The organism is Erwinia sp. V90_4 (assembly GCF_029967685.1).
In the GTDB taxonomy this organism is placed as follows: Bacteria; Pseudomonadota; Gammaproteobacteria; order Enterobacterales; family Enterobacteriaceae; genus Erwinia; species Erwinia aphidicola.
In genome coordinates this window covers 22,788-38,838 of record NZ_JASCAQ010000036.1, presented here as the reverse complement: position 1 = coordinate 38,838, position 16,051 = coordinate 22,788, and the positions used below count along the sequence as shown (strand labels likewise).

General features: G+C 50.9%; 13 protein-coding genes and 1 pseudogene. 12 read left to right on the top strand and 2 right to left on the bottom strand.

Translation table 11 applies throughout. The features are described from left to right. Positions 1-398 precede the first annotated feature (398 nt). The 8 genes from QLG07_RS05240 (at position 399) to QLG07_RS05205 (ending at position 8,930) form a co-directional block, all read left to right on the top strand. Positions 399-2,240, top strand: coding sequence for a methyl-accepting chemotaxis protein (locus tag QLG07_RS05240; RefSeq protein WP_282468665.1), 1,842 nt, complete (start codon positions 399-401; stop codon positions 2,238-2,240). Positions 2,241-2,730: 490 nt separating this feature from the next. Beyond that, positions 2,731-2,961, top strand: coding sequence for a hypothetical protein (locus QLG07_RS05235; RefSeq protein WP_282468664.1), 231 nt, complete (start codon positions 2,731-2,733; stop codon positions 2,959-2,961). A 413-nt stretch (positions 2,962-3,374) separates the two neighbouring features. After that, positions 3,375-4,274 (top strand): GGDEF domain-containing protein, encoded by a 900-nt coding sequence (locus QLG07_RS05230; protein WP_282468663.1) that lies wholly within the window; start codon positions 3,375-3,377, stop codon positions 4,272-4,274. Between the two features lie 1,328 nt (positions 4,275-5,602). Continuing rightward, on the top strand, positions 5,603-5,806 hold the full coding sequence (locus QLG07_RS05225) for an Hha/YmoA family nucleoid-associated regulatory protein (protein WP_282468662.1): 204 nt from the start codon (positions 5,603-5,605) through the stop codon (positions 5,804-5,806). Positions 5,807-6,882: 1,076 nt separating this feature from the next. Further along, on the top strand, positions 6,883-7,623 hold the full coding sequence (locus tag QLG07_RS05220; RefSeq protein ID WP_282468704.1) for a site-specific integrase: 741 nt from the start codon (positions 6,883-6,885) through the stop codon (positions 7,621-7,623). A 364-nt stretch (positions 7,624-7,987) separates the two neighbouring features. Continuing rightward, positions 7,988-8,155, top strand: coding sequence for a GGDEF domain-containing protein (locus tag QLG07_RS05215; RefSeq protein WP_348994607.1), 168 nt, complete (start codon positions 7,988-7,990; stop codon positions 8,153-8,155). Further along, positions 8,127-8,495, top strand: coding sequence for a GGDEF domain-containing protein (locus tag QLG07_RS05210; protein WP_348994606.1), 369 nt, complete (start codon positions 8,127-8,129; stop codon positions 8,493-8,495). The genes QLG07_RS05215 and QLG07_RS05210 overlap by 29 nt, the downstream gene beginning before the upstream one ends. A 144-nt stretch (positions 8,496-8,639) precedes the next feature. Further along, positions 8,640-8,930: an EAL domain-containing protein gene (locus tag QLG07_RS05205; RefSeq protein ID WP_282468661.1), complete on the top strand. Its 291-nt coding sequence runs from the start codon at positions 8,640-8,642 to the stop codon at positions 8,928-8,930. 609 nt (positions 8,931-9,539) lie between these two features. Here the strand turns inward: QLG07_RS05205 and repE are convergent. Next, positions 9,540-10,283: a replication initiation protein RepE gene (repE, locus tag QLG07_RS05200; RefSeq protein WP_282468660.1), complete on the bottom strand. Its 744-nt coding sequence runs from the start codon at positions 10,281-10,283 to the stop codon at positions 9,540-9,542. 530 nt (positions 10,284-10,813) lie between these two features. Between repE and QLG07_RS05195 the strand changes: the two genes are divergently transcribed. The 3 genes from QLG07_RS05195 (at position 10,814) to QLG07_RS05185 (ending at position 14,410) form a co-directional block, all read left to right on the top strand. Continuing rightward, complete coding sequence (locus QLG07_RS05195; RefSeq protein WP_282468659.1) at positions 10,814-11,974, top strand: AAA family ATPase; 1,161 nt, start codon at positions 10,814-10,816, stop codon at positions 11,972-11,974. Then, positions 11,971-12,927, top strand: a complete 957-nt coding sequence (locus QLG07_RS05190; RefSeq protein WP_282468658.1) for a ParB family protein — start codon at positions 11,971-11,973, stop codon at positions 12,925-12,927. Before QLG07_RS05195 ends, QLG07_RS05190 begins: the two co-directional genes overlap by 4 nt. A gap of 1,147 nt (positions 12,928-14,074) precedes the next feature. Then, complete coding sequence (locus QLG07_RS05185; RefSeq protein ID WP_282468657.1) at positions 14,075-14,410, top strand: hypothetical protein; 336 nt, start codon at positions 14,075-14,077, stop codon at positions 14,408-14,410. Positions 14,411-14,420: 10 nt separating this feature from the next. On the opposite strand, the pseudogene QLG07_RS05180 reads toward QLG07_RS05185, so the two are convergent. Continuing rightward, positions 14,421-15,123 (bottom strand): annotated as a pseudogene (locus QLG07_RS05180) (IS1 family transposase). Positions 15,124-15,232: 109 nt separating this feature from the next. Here QLG07_RS05180 and QLG07_RS05175 point away from each other — a divergent pair. Then, positions 15,233-15,424, top strand: coding sequence for a hypothetical protein (locus QLG07_RS05175; protein ID WP_282468656.1), 192 nt, complete (start codon positions 15,233-15,235; stop codon positions 15,422-15,424). Positions 15,425-16,051 lie beyond the last annotated feature (627 nt).

Genomic DNA, 16,051 nt, shown 5'->3' with positions numbered 1-16,051 from the left:
TGATAATTAACTTAAGTTAATGATTTTATGTAATTTTTAAAAGAGATTGCTGTTTGTATGACTTCAGGTGTATCAGTAAGAACTGTGATTGCATATTCACAGTTCTTACCGATATATTGTTTAAAGTTAAACAACTGAACATCCTTTTTTCAACTAAGTAATACGCCTTCTATCTTATAAAAAGACTCGGTTTTTGGAGGGATGGCTTAATAAGCCTTTCGCACAGCTCTTAAAATGAGGTGATCATAACACAGTGAAATATATAATAACAAAATCCTTACATTAAAATGTGGGCGGGAGAGTAAAAAAAACTAACGAAGCGAAGAAAATCTCCGATAACAGATGAGCCGGCTCCTTTATCTGCATCGTGGGCTTTATTGAAAAAACGGACTACCATTATGGAAAAGAAAGTTACATGCGCTGAATTTTTAAAAAATTTAAGCGTGGGGAAAAAACTGACAGCTGGTTTTTTAGCTGTCGTTGCCGTAGCCTTGCTCATCACCGCCGTGGGGTTAACAGGCTTTCGTGAAATACATGAAAACCTGAAACTTCAAAAAATGACCGTGGATATGGTCATTGATTTGGGTGATGCCCGCCTCAACCGTACCCTGCTGCAGTACACTGGCAATAGCGGATATGCTGAAAAGAATATGGTCGCGGTCGGTAAGATTCAGGCAAAGCTGCAGGAGCTGGAGAGAGCCGAGATGGCTGAGGAAGGGACGGTAAAACTGACTGCAGCTACTCGAATTTTCAGTCGTTATCTTGAGGCACTCGCTGCCTTTACCTCTGCACAAGATAAGACTCAGGCTCTTTTGACAACGGCCAATACCGAAGAGCTTACCCGGATCCGGGATGCGGTATCTCTGTCTTCTCAGAACTCGACACTTTCACCAGAGCAGGCTCTTGTTGAAATGAGAACAGGAAATGACCTCACCTCGTTAATCTCTTCTATTCAGGCGTTCCTGATACATCCCGACCAGGGAGGTATCAACGGGATAGCATCAATAGCAGGCAGGATAAATGACAACCACAGCACGTTAATGGCTGTGGACTCAGGGAAGCCTGCTGAGATTGTCGAATCATTGCCTGCGAAAATAATGACAGTACAGGCACTGCTAACAAACTATCTTGCGCTCTCCGATAATAAGGCGCTACGCTCGAGGGAGCTGTCCGGAGTGTCTGGTGAGTTACGTACGGCCATTACGGATATGTTTATTTATCAGCAGGAGCGGTCGGCTCAAACCGTAAGCAGAGCGCGCCTTTTCATGCTGAGTGCTGCTCTGGCTGGTGTAATCTTCGCGCTATTTATCGCCTGGTGGATTACCCGAAATATTACCTTACCTCTGCGTGAGACACTCGATGCAGCAAACCGCATTTCTGCCGGCGATCTGACACAGACCATCTCAACACAGCGAAAGGATGAACCCGGCCTACTTTTACAATCGGTTGGCGTAATGAGCCATAATCTGCGACAGATTATCACTAATGTCCGTGAGGGTGTGGATAGCGTTGCCAGGGCATCAGCAGAAATCGCTGCAGGTAATATCGATCTTTCATCAAGAACCGAGCAACAATCAGCCGCTGTGGTACAGACTGCGGCAAGCATGGAACAACTTACCTCTACAGTCACACAGACTGCAGGTAATGCCAGAGAAGCAAGCAGGCTCGCTCAGGAGGCTTCCGACAATGCAGGTCAGGGGGGCGATATTGTGAATGAAGTGATCAGGACCATGAGTGAAATTTCACAGAGTTCTGCGCGTGTCACTGATATCATAAGCGTTATCAATGGAATAGCATTTCAGACCAACATATTAGCACTCAATGCAGCAGTTGAAGCGGCCCGCGCCGGAGAACAAGGGCGAGGTTTCGCCGTGGTTGCTGGGGAGGTAAGAAATCTTGCTCAGCGGAGTTCAACAGCAGCAAAAGAAATCGCGATGCTAATCAATGAATCCGGAGTAAAGGTAGCGGACGGATCGCGTCTGGTGAGTCGTGCAGGGGAAACCATGATTGGCATTGTTTCATCAGTGAAAACAGTGAAGGAAATAATGGCCGAAATAGCGACTGCCTCTGAAGAACAGAGCAGAGGCATACTACAGGTTAGTCTGGCCATGACAGAAATGGATACCACTACGCAGCAGAATGCTGCGCTGGTTGAAGAGTCTTCCGCTGCTGCAAGTTCGCTGGAAGATCAGGCACATCAGCTTGAAGAGACTGTCGCGGTATTCCGCACCGGAACCTAAGGTGTAAGTGTAGAAGCCCTGGTAGAGCCCGGTAGAATCATTATCGTTTCGGCGTGTCGCCCACCCGCTCCTCATGTGGTCTGGGTCCGGGTGGTGGTGAGCGCCACTTGGGATATTAGGGCCGCTTTGGCTGCGGCCTGCGCCCAGTTTGTGAAGAATAACGTGAGGGAGTTTGTGCGGTTGCCGGAGCTTGTACTTAAAGTCTGGGTTAACTGACCGCAGACTGAAAGCCGAATTACGAATCCCTGCTATAGGGTAGGAGTGCAACTGCTATATGAAAAGCTATCTCAAACGAGGGGCAGCGTTCGGGAAACGGAACGCACGTTAGGGGGGATATCTGCTCTTGTTCCCTTTTTGGCACCTGCATTGCACAGATACCAGTCCATTCATTTACGTCGGCAAACCATTTTTCTCTCATAATTAAAGCCTTCAGAGCCGGATTTATTCAGTGAGCGCGAGAGTAAGAAGTTTAATCTACCAGGAGAAACTGTTGGCCCAAGGCCTGATTTGGTTAACGTGTATAGCCTCACCCTCTGAAATTCGGCAAAGCAGCTTAATAAGTGTCGCACCCTTGCTTTCTGAGTGGAATAAACTGTTTGAAGTGAGGAGAATAGAAGGTTTTGATAAAAACTTCGGCAATCCTGACTTATGCAGCCAACTCGTGGAAAGCAGTAACTACCTCAAAGGTAAATTTCAACTCGCAGAAACCGCGCCGCTCTAAATGATTATTAATAACCACCTCATATTAAAATAAAAAGTCTCATAATCATCTGATTTTTATATGCCTTTAATTAAAAGCTAGGCATTAAATTAATATTTACAGCCTTGCTGTAATTTGTTTTTATTTCTTTGAAAAGGTAGTCATAAAAATAATGCTGATTCAGCCACCAAAACGGCTGTTCGTTGTGTGTTACTGATGTTTATAGATTTTAGAGTGCAGCGTGCTGTATCAGAAAGAAAATCTGGCTGCTCATAGCGTGCTTTTGTGGGTCTGAAACGGGCCGTGTATCAATAAAAGCAGCAAAATTTCTTAACCATATCCTGAGACCACCTACAACCGGAACGGCACAAATTATAACCTTTATAAACAATCACGTGGTACTATCGTCTCTTAAACTCAACCAGGATTACGTGATGAATTTCAAGGTACACGACAAGCTCATTCATGAAGTTGAATCCCCCAAAGGCCTCCTTTACCGGATGGTAATCATTTACGCCTGCTTTATGGCCACCCTGATTATTGCGCTCTCTCTGGCTATGGGGTATACATCAAGACTAAATTTCTACTTTTTTATAAACTCATGTACCGTAGCAGCAATGGCATGGTTTATCAGAAAGTCGTTTAACATCCACTCCAAAGCGACGCATCTATTAGTGTTCAGGATTAGCTTATTCCTGCTTCTGAACTCATCACTGGCTTCTATGGCTGGCGGTCTCAGCCTTATAGAAAGAGATACAGCATCTTTAATAGCAGCCCTTCTCTACGCACCTGCTATATTAATGGTTATCTATTCTTTCCGAATATTCATATCATTTGTGAACGACAGTTATAAATCAGCGGTTAATCTGTCATTAACAGACGAATTGACAGGTTTGCCAAACAGGAGGCACCTTAATGTTAAGCTCAGAGAAATTGAGCGGGGTGCAGGGACTATTTGCATTGCAGATATTGATCACTTCAAAAAGATCAATGATACATATGGTCATGAGGCTGGAGATAAGGTGTTGAGAAATACCGGGCTAAGGCTAAGTAATTTTGTAAATGACAAAGTCTTCATTTCCAGGTCAGGTGGCGAAGAGTTCGCTATTGTGATTTTTGATAACACTAATGCTGAAGATATCATACAAAAGATAAAAACATCAGTTTCAGATGCGTGTAATGGTAGCATTAGTGTAACTCTAAGTATTGGTGTGGCCACTAAACAAAAAAAGGACTCGTCCTCTTCTATCATCACTGCTGCTGATAATGCACTTTATCAGGCTAAAAGAGCGGGAAGAGATCGCATCATGTATGCGTCCCGCTATTATAATTAATTCAGATAAATATCATAAGGGCGACTTAGCATCTTATTAATAGTCTCGTTCCCTCAACAGATATCTCCAGCGGTGTTTATCGCTGACGGTTATTCAGGTTGCCTGCAGCTGAGCTACTTTGCGATACGCTTTTTCTGATAAAAAGACGTAGTAACGACTAAAAGTGTTATTTATATTGAAATCACGTAAAGGAAATAGAAGCTGACAGATCAGTGGCAGACAGCTTCACGCTAAAGGCATACAAAGTCAGTAAACGAGGCCTGCCACAATAGCTGAGCTGGAGTCGTACGACGTGGGTAAAAAACTGAATCTGTCTCAGGTCGTGTTCTCTCACTATCTGTACACAGTTGAACCAACTTATCAGAACTGATATCAGGGCGGCGCAAAGCTAAACCCTTAAGACATTCTCTTAACAGGATTACTCCGGTACAGCACTGAACGTCTGAGTGAAGGATATGGAAGAACCGCGCCCCGGGTACGATCTTTTAGTCACAGCATACATGTTCTGGCAGGCAAAGCAGGAAGTACAACCCGCTGCGGGTAAAACCGACGTTTACGCACCGGCCCTTGACGTTCCCCATCCCCTTGATCAGAGTCGATCCCTTGTTTCATCTATCGTTACTAATTACGTATACCGTACGGTGGTCTGTGCGGGGTGGCTGAGGCTCGTGTTACGTTGTATGACATTCGCGTACCGGCCTGACAGTTCTAACTGTGGCATCTATACTACTCCATCCAGGATTAATCTAAGTCACCGTAGAATGTATATCTGGGACCCTCTATGGTTCGCCTCACACACATCAGAAAGAGGTAAGACATGTATATCCGACTGGATCTCTTTGTCAACATGCCCGGCATCCGCCCGTGCGTCCTGCTTAATGGGGTGCGTTCGGACTACAAGCTGGCAGGGATCCTCATCCCCCGGAGCCGATAGTTGCATGGCGCAACAATGATGTTCCTTCAAAATGAGGTTAATGCCTTCATGAAACAGTGGCAGATGCACACGTCCGCTTTGACTCTCCCTGACTCCGGTGAACCACTGATATCACTGGACGCATTCGCGCGAAAGTCCGGAGTCGCGCCGCTGGAGCTCTGGCAGGCCGCCTCCACCGGAAAACCTTACAGGGGAACAGCCTTACCGGTAGCGGTGAAATCCTACGGAAGCAAGCTGATGTTTTCCGCTGCGTCTGTCGAATTATTTATAGCTGAATATAAACGGACTATATAAAAGGTGCATTTAAATCAGTATATTGAAGTCTTTTATTATTGCCGGGTTTGTTCATTATTCGGCTTTTTTAGCTCATGCTTAACTACCATATGGAATACTGATGACGCGCAACGAATGGCTGCTTAAGTTCAGGCGGTACCAGAATCTGGAAACCCTGGACAAGGTTTATGAACATCTGAGCTATACGGGGGACTGTGTTGAGGAGTTGGCAATGACGCAGGCCTATGACCACCGCAAAGCAGAACTTGCAACCGGCAAACTGTTTGACCGCGTGCCGAAGCACGTCTGGCAATACGTGAAGTAAAATATTATTTCACCGCCCTCTACGGGCGGCTATTTCTCAGAAGCTTAATGACGATGTTTTTACGCACTCATCTTATATAATTTTATATTTAAGACTTTCTGTGGTTAGGGTGAGTAGTTAGAAAGCGTTACGGATGACGCTGCACAATCTGGATATAAAAACTTTTACGAACCAATGAGTTTTAAGACAGCTTTATAGTCATAAGTTCAGGCTTTACCATTATCCTCAGAACGTAATTCAAAATGACTTTTTATTATAGATGCGGGGCTAGCGCAGAGGTGTAAACAGCGCTTAAAGAAGTTAAATAATGCAACATATATTTTTGAATAATAAATGGGTTCGGTTTTTGTTATTATATGTGTAACATCCATTTAACATAATAAATGATTTGTACTTAAGTTTCCATGCACAGTTTTTACTCCATGTCTGGGAGTATTCGTAATCCATGGCCAGACTTATACATTACCTTAAATTTTAATAAATATTATCTTCTCCGGAGAATAAAATTTACACCATAGTGGCTGGTGCCTAAGATTACTTGACGTCATTGCACACAAAAAGCAGCCCTCATTTTATAAATTAAGCATTCTTTCTTAGCGTTGTTTAATATTTTCATTAAAATGAACTGCCGGTAATCATTCTGTACCCGTGAGAGGCTGCACCATAATGACACGGAGAAAGTAACTGAAATTTTCCGTATAGAACTACCTGGCTAACGCTGTACAGAAGGAGTAGATAACAAATAAGCACAGTCTTTTCAATTTAGTGCCACCGCTCACTCCACCTTCCTCATACCGTCACATGCCTGAAGACGCCAAGCTGAAGCTTGGCTCTCTACCTGGCTTTACCCCATTTCTTCCAAATCTCCGGATCCGGCGCCAAAGCCGCACCACGCCTGGATCTGGTGCGATTTCAGTGAAAAAAGGATCCTTTACGCACCTGGTATTACCCCCTAATATGAGGGTAAAACCAAACCGCGGATCCTTGCTGCGCGATTTATTGCGCTGGCCCCGCGGGCTGCGGTGCGGGAAAATAGCCGCATCAACACACAGATCGCGCTACGTGAAAACTTGATGATAATGAGCCCCGTACCCCTGCAGAATTCACCAGAACGCGTCAGTGCACTCAGCATTGCGCCGGGCGTCGATTTTGCCACCGCAGTGGCGCTCCGCCGCCTGGCTACCGCCAGCGGCGTCACCCCCGCCTACCTGCTGGCTCCGGAGGTGGCGGCGCTGCTGCACTACATGCCCGATCGGCGACACCATTTCCTGTTCAGCACGCTCTGGAATACCGGCGCGCGCATCGGTGAAGCGTGCAGCCTTACCACGGAGTCCTTTGTCACTGACGGCCCGCGGCCGTTCGTGCGCATTCTCTCGGAAAAGGTCAGAAGCCGGCGAGGGCGACCGCCTAAGGACGCGGTGCGTCTGGTCCCGCTTACCGATCCCGCCTACGTGCGCCTCGTCGAGAGCTGGATGGCCACCGAGCGCCCGCGGCGCCGTGAGCCATTGTGGGCGGCCACCGACGAAACCATGCGCAACTGGCTGAAGGCAGCGCTGGCGCGCGCGCGCGCTGACGGGGTGCACTTCTCGGTGCCGGTGACCCCGCACACGTTTCGTCACTCCTTTATTATGCACCTTCTCTGCCACCGCCAGCCGCTTAAAGTCATCCAGGCGCTGGCAGGTCACCGTGACGCGCGCTCCATTGAGGTGTACACGCGCGTGTTTGCGCTCGAACTCGCCGCCTCGCTGGCCGTGCCGTTCACCGCCGACGGGGCTGACGCTGCGGCCGTGCTGAGAAGCCTTCCGCCCATGCCCTGACCCCTAAGGTTTTTTTCGCTGCGCCGGTGAGGAAGATATTTCCCCTTTCGTGTACGGCGCCAGCTGTGACAAAAGGCACTCAGATACTGCATTCAGGCTGGGCCTGCTGCTGCTCTCTCTTATCAGCGTGGCAGCCCGGGCCGCCCTCTGCGAGTTTCCTCATGAAGGGATGGTCCCGATGGCGTTCGGTAGCAGCTATGACGGCAAATATGAGGACGCAGATCGCAGGCGTTTTATCATGACTTCCACAGGCTTTGCCACGATCTCCCCGGTCATACCCGGACTGCTCGTCTCGCTCTGCAACTGCTACCCTGAGATTACCGATGCGCGGCTGGAAGCCCTTCGCCTGGCGTGACATGATGAACTGACCGGACTGCATATCCGCTGGATTTTTATTAAAAAGCTCGATCAGACGCTGGCAAAGGACGGCTCTGGAGTTGCTGTCATGATTGTTGACCTGGATTGCTTCAAACCCATCAACGATACCTGGGGACCCGCCGCGGGTGACGACGCCCTACTGCGTGTTAGCTGATCGGCTGCGGATTTTTAGCGACAGATGCACCACGGTTGCGTGCACCGGCGGTGAAGAGTTCGCGGTGCTCATTACGGGCGGACCCGAGCGAGAATCGCAGGCCGCGCTGGCGACACAGATCTGCTGCTTACTGTCACGTCCATCGACAACCCTCCCGCAGCCCGTTGCGGCATGCGTCAGCATCGGAATTGCACGGGCACCGGAAGATGCTGACTCGTCAGATGGGCTGCTGCGGTGTGCTGACGCCGCGATGTACCATATAAAAGCACGAAGCGCGGCACGTTTCATTTCTATCACCCTTCATACGGGAGAGACCCTGCACGCCCGGGAACAGTTATAACGGGAAATTCGAGGTGCCGTGCTTCACAACGAGTTTGTGCCACTGGTTTCAGCCAGTCATCAGTCTGCACACCGATCAGATCTCCGGTTTTGAGCTCCTGGCCCGCGCTGGTATTATCCGGAATGCGGCACCCTGCTGCCGGCCATGACGGAATCGCTGCTTCATCAGGCATGCCGGCACTTTCGCGAGCGCTATCCTGAACTGAAGCTGGCACTGAACATCCCCGCCTCCATGGCAGAAGACCTGACGCTGCCTGAGACCGTCCGTCAGCTGCTCCTGGAGGAGAGCTTTCCGCCCTCGCGGCTTGAGATAGAAATTGCCGAAGACGCGCTCATCGCTAACATGTCCAGCTCCAGAATTAACCTGGATAAGTTCACGGCGATGGGCGTCACCGTGTCGCTGGATGACTTCGGAACCGGACACTCAGGCCTCTAACACCTCACACACCACTTGACTGATAAGGTCAGGATTGACCGTTCATGTATTGGGCTCAAAAAGTCCCGAAAAAATCAGATGGTGGATGCGATCCCGGCCATGGAAAAAGTCTTGAGATGCAAATAACGGCTGAGGTCATAGAGCTGATGGAGGCTGCGCGCTGGCTGTCAGAGCACGGCTGTGACTCTGGGCACGGTTGGCTATTCGGGATGCCCGCGCTGTTTACGGGCGCTGCGCTCCAGGAAGTACGGTACGACCTTAAACAGAGGTGTTCCATTGTCCGGTGACAATCGGCCCTCATTATTTGTCTGAGTCACCGGCGCTCATGGGCTTCTGTGACAAACTGCCCCGGCGGGCAGCCCACGATAACCGTGACAGACTGCCCTCATCACGACGGACAGCTGGTATCACGCTGTGATCTTATTACAAAACGTGCAGTCAGTCATTAATGTGACAGGCCACCCTCACCGGAGCGGGATAACCACGGCATGCGGTGATAATCGTCCCTCCGGACGGCGCCGTGAAAGGGAGTTCGGCTCAGGAAAAGCAGCAAAGTGAGTGCCGATGGCGATGAATGACACGAAAGTGACCTGCAGTGAGGGCCGTTTGTCACATTTCCGTGAACGAGAAGACAATATGGGAGGTCAGCCGGCCGGATTTTTTCTCAATATAACTGACGTTCAGCGGCGTACGGCGGTTAATCTCATCGACGACAGGAGCCAGAAAACGTCGGCGGAAGTCCGGCATGCGGGTGTAACTTTGCGGAAGCTGATAGCGCTCTATCATCCATTCAATGCCGAGGATAACCGTACCACTGCTCCGGTTGCCGCGATACTGGCAGAGTGATTCGTAAAGACGCATAGCATAGGGGCTGGTTATCTCGCGCGTCTCGCCCAGGCGGAACTGGGTGAAACGATTCTGCAGCCCGATGAAGTAAGGGATCAGGTAAGGGTTAAGATGAACACTGTAGATCCCCCGCGCAGGACTGTGCGCCCGCTTGATAAACCACGGAAAGGACTCATAGCCTCTCTCATCCCCGAGGTCCTCTTCCGGACGGTAAAACACCACCTCCTTACCCACGAAGTTCTTCAGCGCGTTGCGGATATCCTTGCTGGCTTCGGCTGAGGTGAGGCCGAAGGTTTTCGCATAATGGGACACCGCAATCTCGCACCGGCCGTCATGAAACTCCTCGCCACCCGGTGTCTCCGTGCGACGGATCTGGTCAACAAACAGGTAGAGCATCCGCTTCTGATCGCGCGACAGGCTGTAGGCCGCCTCGGTCAGTTCGTTGGACTGAACAATGCGCTGTCCCGCCTTACGGGGTTTCTGAACGCCGGGGATGTCTGGGAGCATGGGCTGAGTGCGTCTCGGAGAATGTGACATAGCCTGAGGTTGTCACACTGCGCAAAGTGTGTCAATAACCCTGTGTTTTCACTCATTTTTTAAGGGCAGGTTGTCACGCTTATGAGGGCAGAATGTCACGAGAAAGAGCGCTGCTGAGGGCAGAATGTCACGGATTCAGGGCAGAATGTCACAGGATCCGGGCGGCAGGCCGCGTGGAGACGGTATCAGCCACCGCCTAAAAAGGTTTAAAAAGAGTAAAAAGATTTCTTTAAAAATAACCCCTGTATATGTGGATAACTCTGAACGCAGACGTGACAGCTGGCGCGCCCTCGGCTTGCCCGACCCCGCCGTCCCTATAAAAGAATTTTACGGGGACGGCGGGGTCTGCATGTACAAATACGGTAGTGGAGCTTAAATGAAGTTGATTTTATTGTTTATATGCAGGAATATGGAATTAAATCTTAATTCCTGCACACAGGGTGGTTTCATTGAGCACAGCATCACATCAGTCTGAAAAGATCGCCTCACGGGCGGCCAGAATGCTGACCGCGCTGACGGATCAGATCCAGTCGCAGAAGCAGGAAATGCACGAGGACGTTTACTTCCAGGTTTATGCCAAAGCCGCTTTATCAAAGCTGCCAAAGCTCACCCGTGCCAGCGTTGACTACGCCGTCAGCGAGATGGAGGAGAACGGATACGTCTTTGAAAAGCGCTCCGCAGGCTCTTCCACCAAGTACGCAATGAGCATACAGAACATCATCGACATCTACCGTCACAGAGGCGTGCCGCGCTACCGGGACCGTCACGACAGGGCGCTAAACGTATTCGTCGGAAATCTCAAGGGCGGGGTGTCAAAAACCGTCTCCACCGTGTCGCTGGCCCACGGCATGCGTGCGCACCCGCATCTGCTGTTCGAGGATCTGCGTATTCTGGTTATCGACCTGGACCCGCAGTCGTCGGCAACGATGTTTCTGAGTCACACCCGGGCGGTGGGCACGGTTGATACCACCGCGGCGCAGGCGATGTTACAGAATCCATCGCGCGATGAGCTGCTTCAAGAGTTTATCGTTCCTTCCGTCGTGCCTGGTGTTGACGTCATTCCTGCCTCCATTGACGACGCGTTTATCGCCTCGGAATGGACCGCCCTCTGCGGTGAACACCTGGCAGGGCAAAACCCGCACGCCGTGCTGCGCGAGAACATCACGGACAAGCTCAGCGGCGATTATGACATTATCTTCATCGACAGCGGCCCACACCTTGACGCATTTTTAAACAACGCCATCGCCGCCGCAGACGTCCTGATGACGCCGGTACCGCCGGCCCAGGTTGACTTTCACTCGACGCTTAAGTACCTGACCCGCCTGCCTGAACTCGTGAGCATCATAGAATCATCAGGATGTCCCTGCCGGCTGCGCGCCAACATCGGCTTCATGTCGAAGCTGTCCGCCAAGCCGGACCACAAAATGTGCCACAGCCTCGCGAAAGAGATTTTTGGCGGAGATATGCTCGACGTTTCACTACCCCGTCTCGACGGTTTTGAGCGCTGCGGCGAGTCCTTCGACACCGTTATCTCGGCCAATCCTGCCACTTACGTCGGCAGCAGCGAGGCGCTCAGGAACGCGCGCGCTGCGGCTGAGGACTTTGCCAAGGCCGCCTTCGACCGTCTTGAATTTATCCGGCTAAACCAGGAGTTATCATGAGTAAATCACGCAGAACCATTGGCCGAACCTTCAGTGCCCCGGTCATCCCGGAAGCTGAAGAGCGGCAGGAACTGATTTTCACGCTCAGCTCCGGCCGCCGAGCCGTATTTATCCGTACAACGGTTCCTGCAGGTGCCGTGGCTACCGGCACTTATGTCGTCCAGGCGCATAACGGACGCGACCAGTCAGCCCTCACGCCTGAGTCGCTGAGGGACATCACGCGCACCCTCAGCCTGCAGCAGTTTTTTCCGGCCATTGGCGTGCGTACTTCGGAGGGGATTGAAATCCTTGACGGGTCCCGCCGGCGAGCAGCCGCGCTGCTCTGCGAGTGCGCGCTGGAGGTGCTGGTCACCGACAGCACCCTGAGTGCTGCCGAGGCCCGTGACCTTGCCCGTGATATCCAGACCGCGCGCGAGCACAACCTGCGCGAGGTGGGGCTGCGGCTTGCGCTGCTTAAAGAGAGCGGTCTGTCGCAGAAGGAGATTGCCGGGTCGGAAAACCTGTCGCAGGCCACGGTCACACGCGCGTTACAGGCCGCCAGCGTGGATGCAGCGCTGATCGCCGTATTCCCTGTTCCTGCGATCCTGTCACATGCGGATTACCGGCTGCTGATGACGGTGCAAGCCCAGCTGGAGGAAAAAAATATCAGCCCCGCCCGCTTCACCGACGGGCTGAGCCTGCTGCCTGACGACGCGGGAGAGCGTGCGGATGAGGACGTAAAGGTGCACATACTGGCTGCCCTGCGTACGACTGCCAGCGCGGCCGCGCAGGTACCGGCGCGTGATAAGCTCATCACCCGTTCACTCTGGCAGTTCCCTGACAAGAACCGCTTTGCCCGTAAGAAAAGTCGTGACCGGATGTTTGCCTACGAGTTCAGCCGGCTGTCGCCTGAGCTGCAGCGTGACCTGGATGAAGCCATTCAGAACGTGCTGGAAAAGCATCTTCCTCAGTAATTTCTCCATGTGCGGTTTTTATTTAATTTAATGAATTTAAAGTTTTTTTTCAGATTTAATTTGGGGATTTCAGTCTGAAATCTCCACTTCTGTTACCGCCAGCCGTTACCGGAGACGGCACGTGATCCCCTCCTTTCCGGTCCTCCGTCCTGAGTTTTCTCGTGCGTCTGGCAGAGTCTGACGCTGCTGCTACTGTTAATGCTGGCTGGTTACACGGGTAACAGCATGGATACAGGGATTTCACCATGAGCGAATGGCTGCTGGTTTTTTTAAGCGCATTAAGCCGGACGCACGACGCATGTACCGGTTATTCTGAGTTCATCTGACGAAGGTCTTGCGCGGGATGGTGCCTGCGCGATCGCACGTACCTGGTGGGGGGACCCTGTGATGAAGACAGAATGGATGGATGGCACTGGCCTGAGGGGGCAGTCTGTCTGACAGGGATATGGTGGTATGACAGTGAATACGCGCTTCCCGATGACTTCCAGCCAGCGAGGCGCATGTAGGTTACCCGCAGCGGAGCACATCTTCATCTGATCTGACCATCTGACGGCGAGATCTCGCCTCATGATCATTAAGGAGCTATTGATGGTTTGGGGGCTGCGCTGTTTCCGGAGACGCGCATTTTTTTCTGCTCTACCTCCGGTCCCCGAGTGGAATGATGAATATCCGGGGCTGGACGGACCGTATATTCCCGTGCACTGCTTCGTAAACTCATGGCAGGCGGGAATACCCCAGCCCTAGTGTCCACCACAGCTGATTTTTGACAGCACCAGCATCGGCGGGGCTAGCCGGCTGACGCCGGGTCCTGGACCGGCGATTGAAAGCGTTCCGGAAAGGCACCGTTGTAGTTAGTTCTCCATTTGTAATTTTAATTCAACTTGTTGAATTATAGATGCTATTATCCATTTTATGCTGAAATTTCAGGGTGAAATCTCCATGTTTTTCAGACGTAGTGTGAACGGCAAGTTGTTTGTCACCTCCGCTGGGTAACAGGTAATAAAGGCCTCTTGTTTGAGGGGGGCATTGAGGAGCATGCCGAATCTGTGCGCGGAATTTTTATCTTCATTTTTTTAAGGACTAATCCGCATGCCGAGGGCATTCAGTAGATATACTGATAAAAAATTGAACTTCTCTGGTGATTCATATGATGAAGGCGCCACGGCTGGCGGAGCTTCTTAGTATTGTGAAAGCTGAAAAAGATGAAGCAAATGAAGTTACATATCATTATGATTCACCAACGCCTTCGATACTGGATGAAAAGGATGCGCCGCAATATGTTAAGGCGCTAAATTTTGCATGTCATAAGCCGGATATCAAAACATCGCCGTTACCGGTCCTTGCGATGCGGGGAAAATCTCTGTACTGCTTACCTGGTCGAAGCGCCGCCAGGGAGACCTCAATATTGACTGTTTCCCTCGCTAATTTCGACATGATCAGGTCAACAACCAAGTCGGAAGAGAAGCCAGCAGAGACTGGGTAATGACTCCAATTTATTGGTAGTGATTTATTGTCAGATAATGTCCAGTGAATTTATCATGTAGTTCGACCGATTTTGAGAACGACAACCACTTTTGCCCGGCTTTGCCAGGTGCTGTTTCAGATTCAGGTTATGCCGCTCAATGCGTTGCCTATAACGCTCTCTGATAACGTCCAGCTTCCCCTTCGGGCGCGATTCAGACAGCGATCACCCGTCCGTCATCCATATCAACATATCAAAGGCCGACAACAGGCTCAGAAGCCCCTTCAGCATGGTAATAGTCCGCTCACCAAGGACGTAAGCCACGACCGTCCTGTGTATCCTGTGATACGCGTAGAACAACCACCGCTGAAGTGATTTAGCCCCGACGTAGCCCCTACTGCTCTTCCATCTCAGCGCAGACAGTAACATCACTGCCTGGCTGTATACGTGAGGTTACTGACTGCGGACTGAGTTCTAAATGGCGGAAAATGGTGTTGAGGTCAACGCCCATAGTGCGGGCGGGGCCACGGCATCCGACGCAATTCGTGGTCATATCAATGATTTTCTGATGTGTACCGGGCTGAGAGGGGGCAGCTGAAACTGAATTGCCATGTTTACGGCAGTGAGAGCAGAGATTAGCGCTGGTGTCCGGCAGTACTTTTTCCGCTACGCACCACGCCTTCAGTAGCGGAAGAGGAGGGACAGCAGCCACAGTAGCACCTTAAAAAGACCATCATATTCTGAATCGGTAAGTTGGTATCATTACCGTACTTAACAATCCTATTAATTTTTAGTGATTCTGCGAGTTAGCCATTGCAAGAGCGCATCTGCCAGATTAGCTTCGTGCTCCATCGTGGTTTTACAGACGCCCGAGCCTTCGCATCACGTATCCGGCTTTCCGGGCTCACGTTACCCGGTGGTATCCGTGCCGATCTGCCCGGCAAACTGAACTGCCTGTGGCGCGCCGGCAGCGGCAGCCAGAAGGCGCAAAACGACCTTTACCGCCTGCAGCACGCCCTGACGCGCTCGGGCTGACGGACTGGGTGTATATGGTTCTGTGGGAGAAGGAGTGGAGCGGGCGTGACAGGATACGCCTGAATCCCGCCGTGTCGGGAATCTTCATTAACCGAGCAGCCTTGGATAACGGGTTTGATGAGAAAGAAAAAAATGTCACCCGCTTCCCGTTCGCATCATCGGTAATCTTGCCGGACTGGACGCGCTGCTGAAGCGTTCAGGCTGGTGCCGTGAGCCGGTGAACAGTGATGACCCGATGCTGCGCTTTTTGCTGACCCAATAAGGGGGGCGCATATTCATGATTTTTATATTTTCGCAGCCTGCACTGTATGATCCTGATGTGGCGTCACCACTCTGACCTCAAGTCTGTTTAGATTGTACCGCATGAAGCGAAAACAGAGGATGCCCCGGTATGCGCGGGTCTGGAAGATAATTAATTTATTGCGTGGCGGTAGCGAAGAGCTTTAAAATGTGTTTCCGGCCAGCGGTGACTTTATTGTTTGCGTACCGTCTGACCGGATTTCCCTGGTGTTGGCTGTATTAGCTGCCTGGCCTTCAGGCCAGGTTTTTTTTGCTTCAACAACTTACAGTGAGTTTAACTGATAGCAGGTTATTTGTAAGTTATGCTTAAGGTTTGGGGCGGCTGTA

What these genes read in the sequence shown, in the direction of transcription:
- QLG07_RS05240 (WP_282468665.1), top strand. Translation starts at nt 399, where the DNA reads ATGGAAAAGAAAGTTACATGCGCTGAATTTTTAAAAAATTTAAGCGTG.
- QLG07_RS05230 (WP_282468663.1), top strand. Translation starts at nt 3,375, where the DNA reads ATGAATTTCAAGGTACACGACAAGCTCATTCATGAAGTTGAATCCCCC.
- QLG07_RS05225 (WP_282468662.1), top strand. Translation starts at nt 5,603, where the DNA reads ATGACGCGCAACGAATGGCTGCTTAAGTTCAGGCGGTACCAGAATCTG.
- QLG07_RS05205 (WP_282468661.1), top strand. Translation starts at nt 8,640, where the DNA reads ATGACGGAATCGCTGCTTCATCAGGCATGCCGGCACTTTCGCGAGCGC.
- repE (WP_282468660.1), bottom strand. Translation starts at nt 10,283, where the DNA reads ATGCTCCCAGACATCCCCGGCGTTCAGAAACCCCGTAAGGCGGGACAG.
- QLG07_RS05195 (WP_282468659.1), top strand. Translation starts at nt 10,814, where the DNA reads ATGCTGACCGCGCTGACGGATCAGATCCAGTCGCAGAAGCAGGAAATG.
- QLG07_RS05190 (WP_282468658.1), top strand. Translation starts at nt 11,971, where the DNA reads ATGAGTAAATCACGCAGAACCATTGGCCGAACCTTCAGTGCCCCGGTC.
- QLG07_RS05185 (WP_282468657.1), top strand. Translation starts at nt 14,075, where the DNA reads ATGATGAAGGCGCCACGGCTGGCGGAGCTTCTTAGTATTGTGAAAGCT.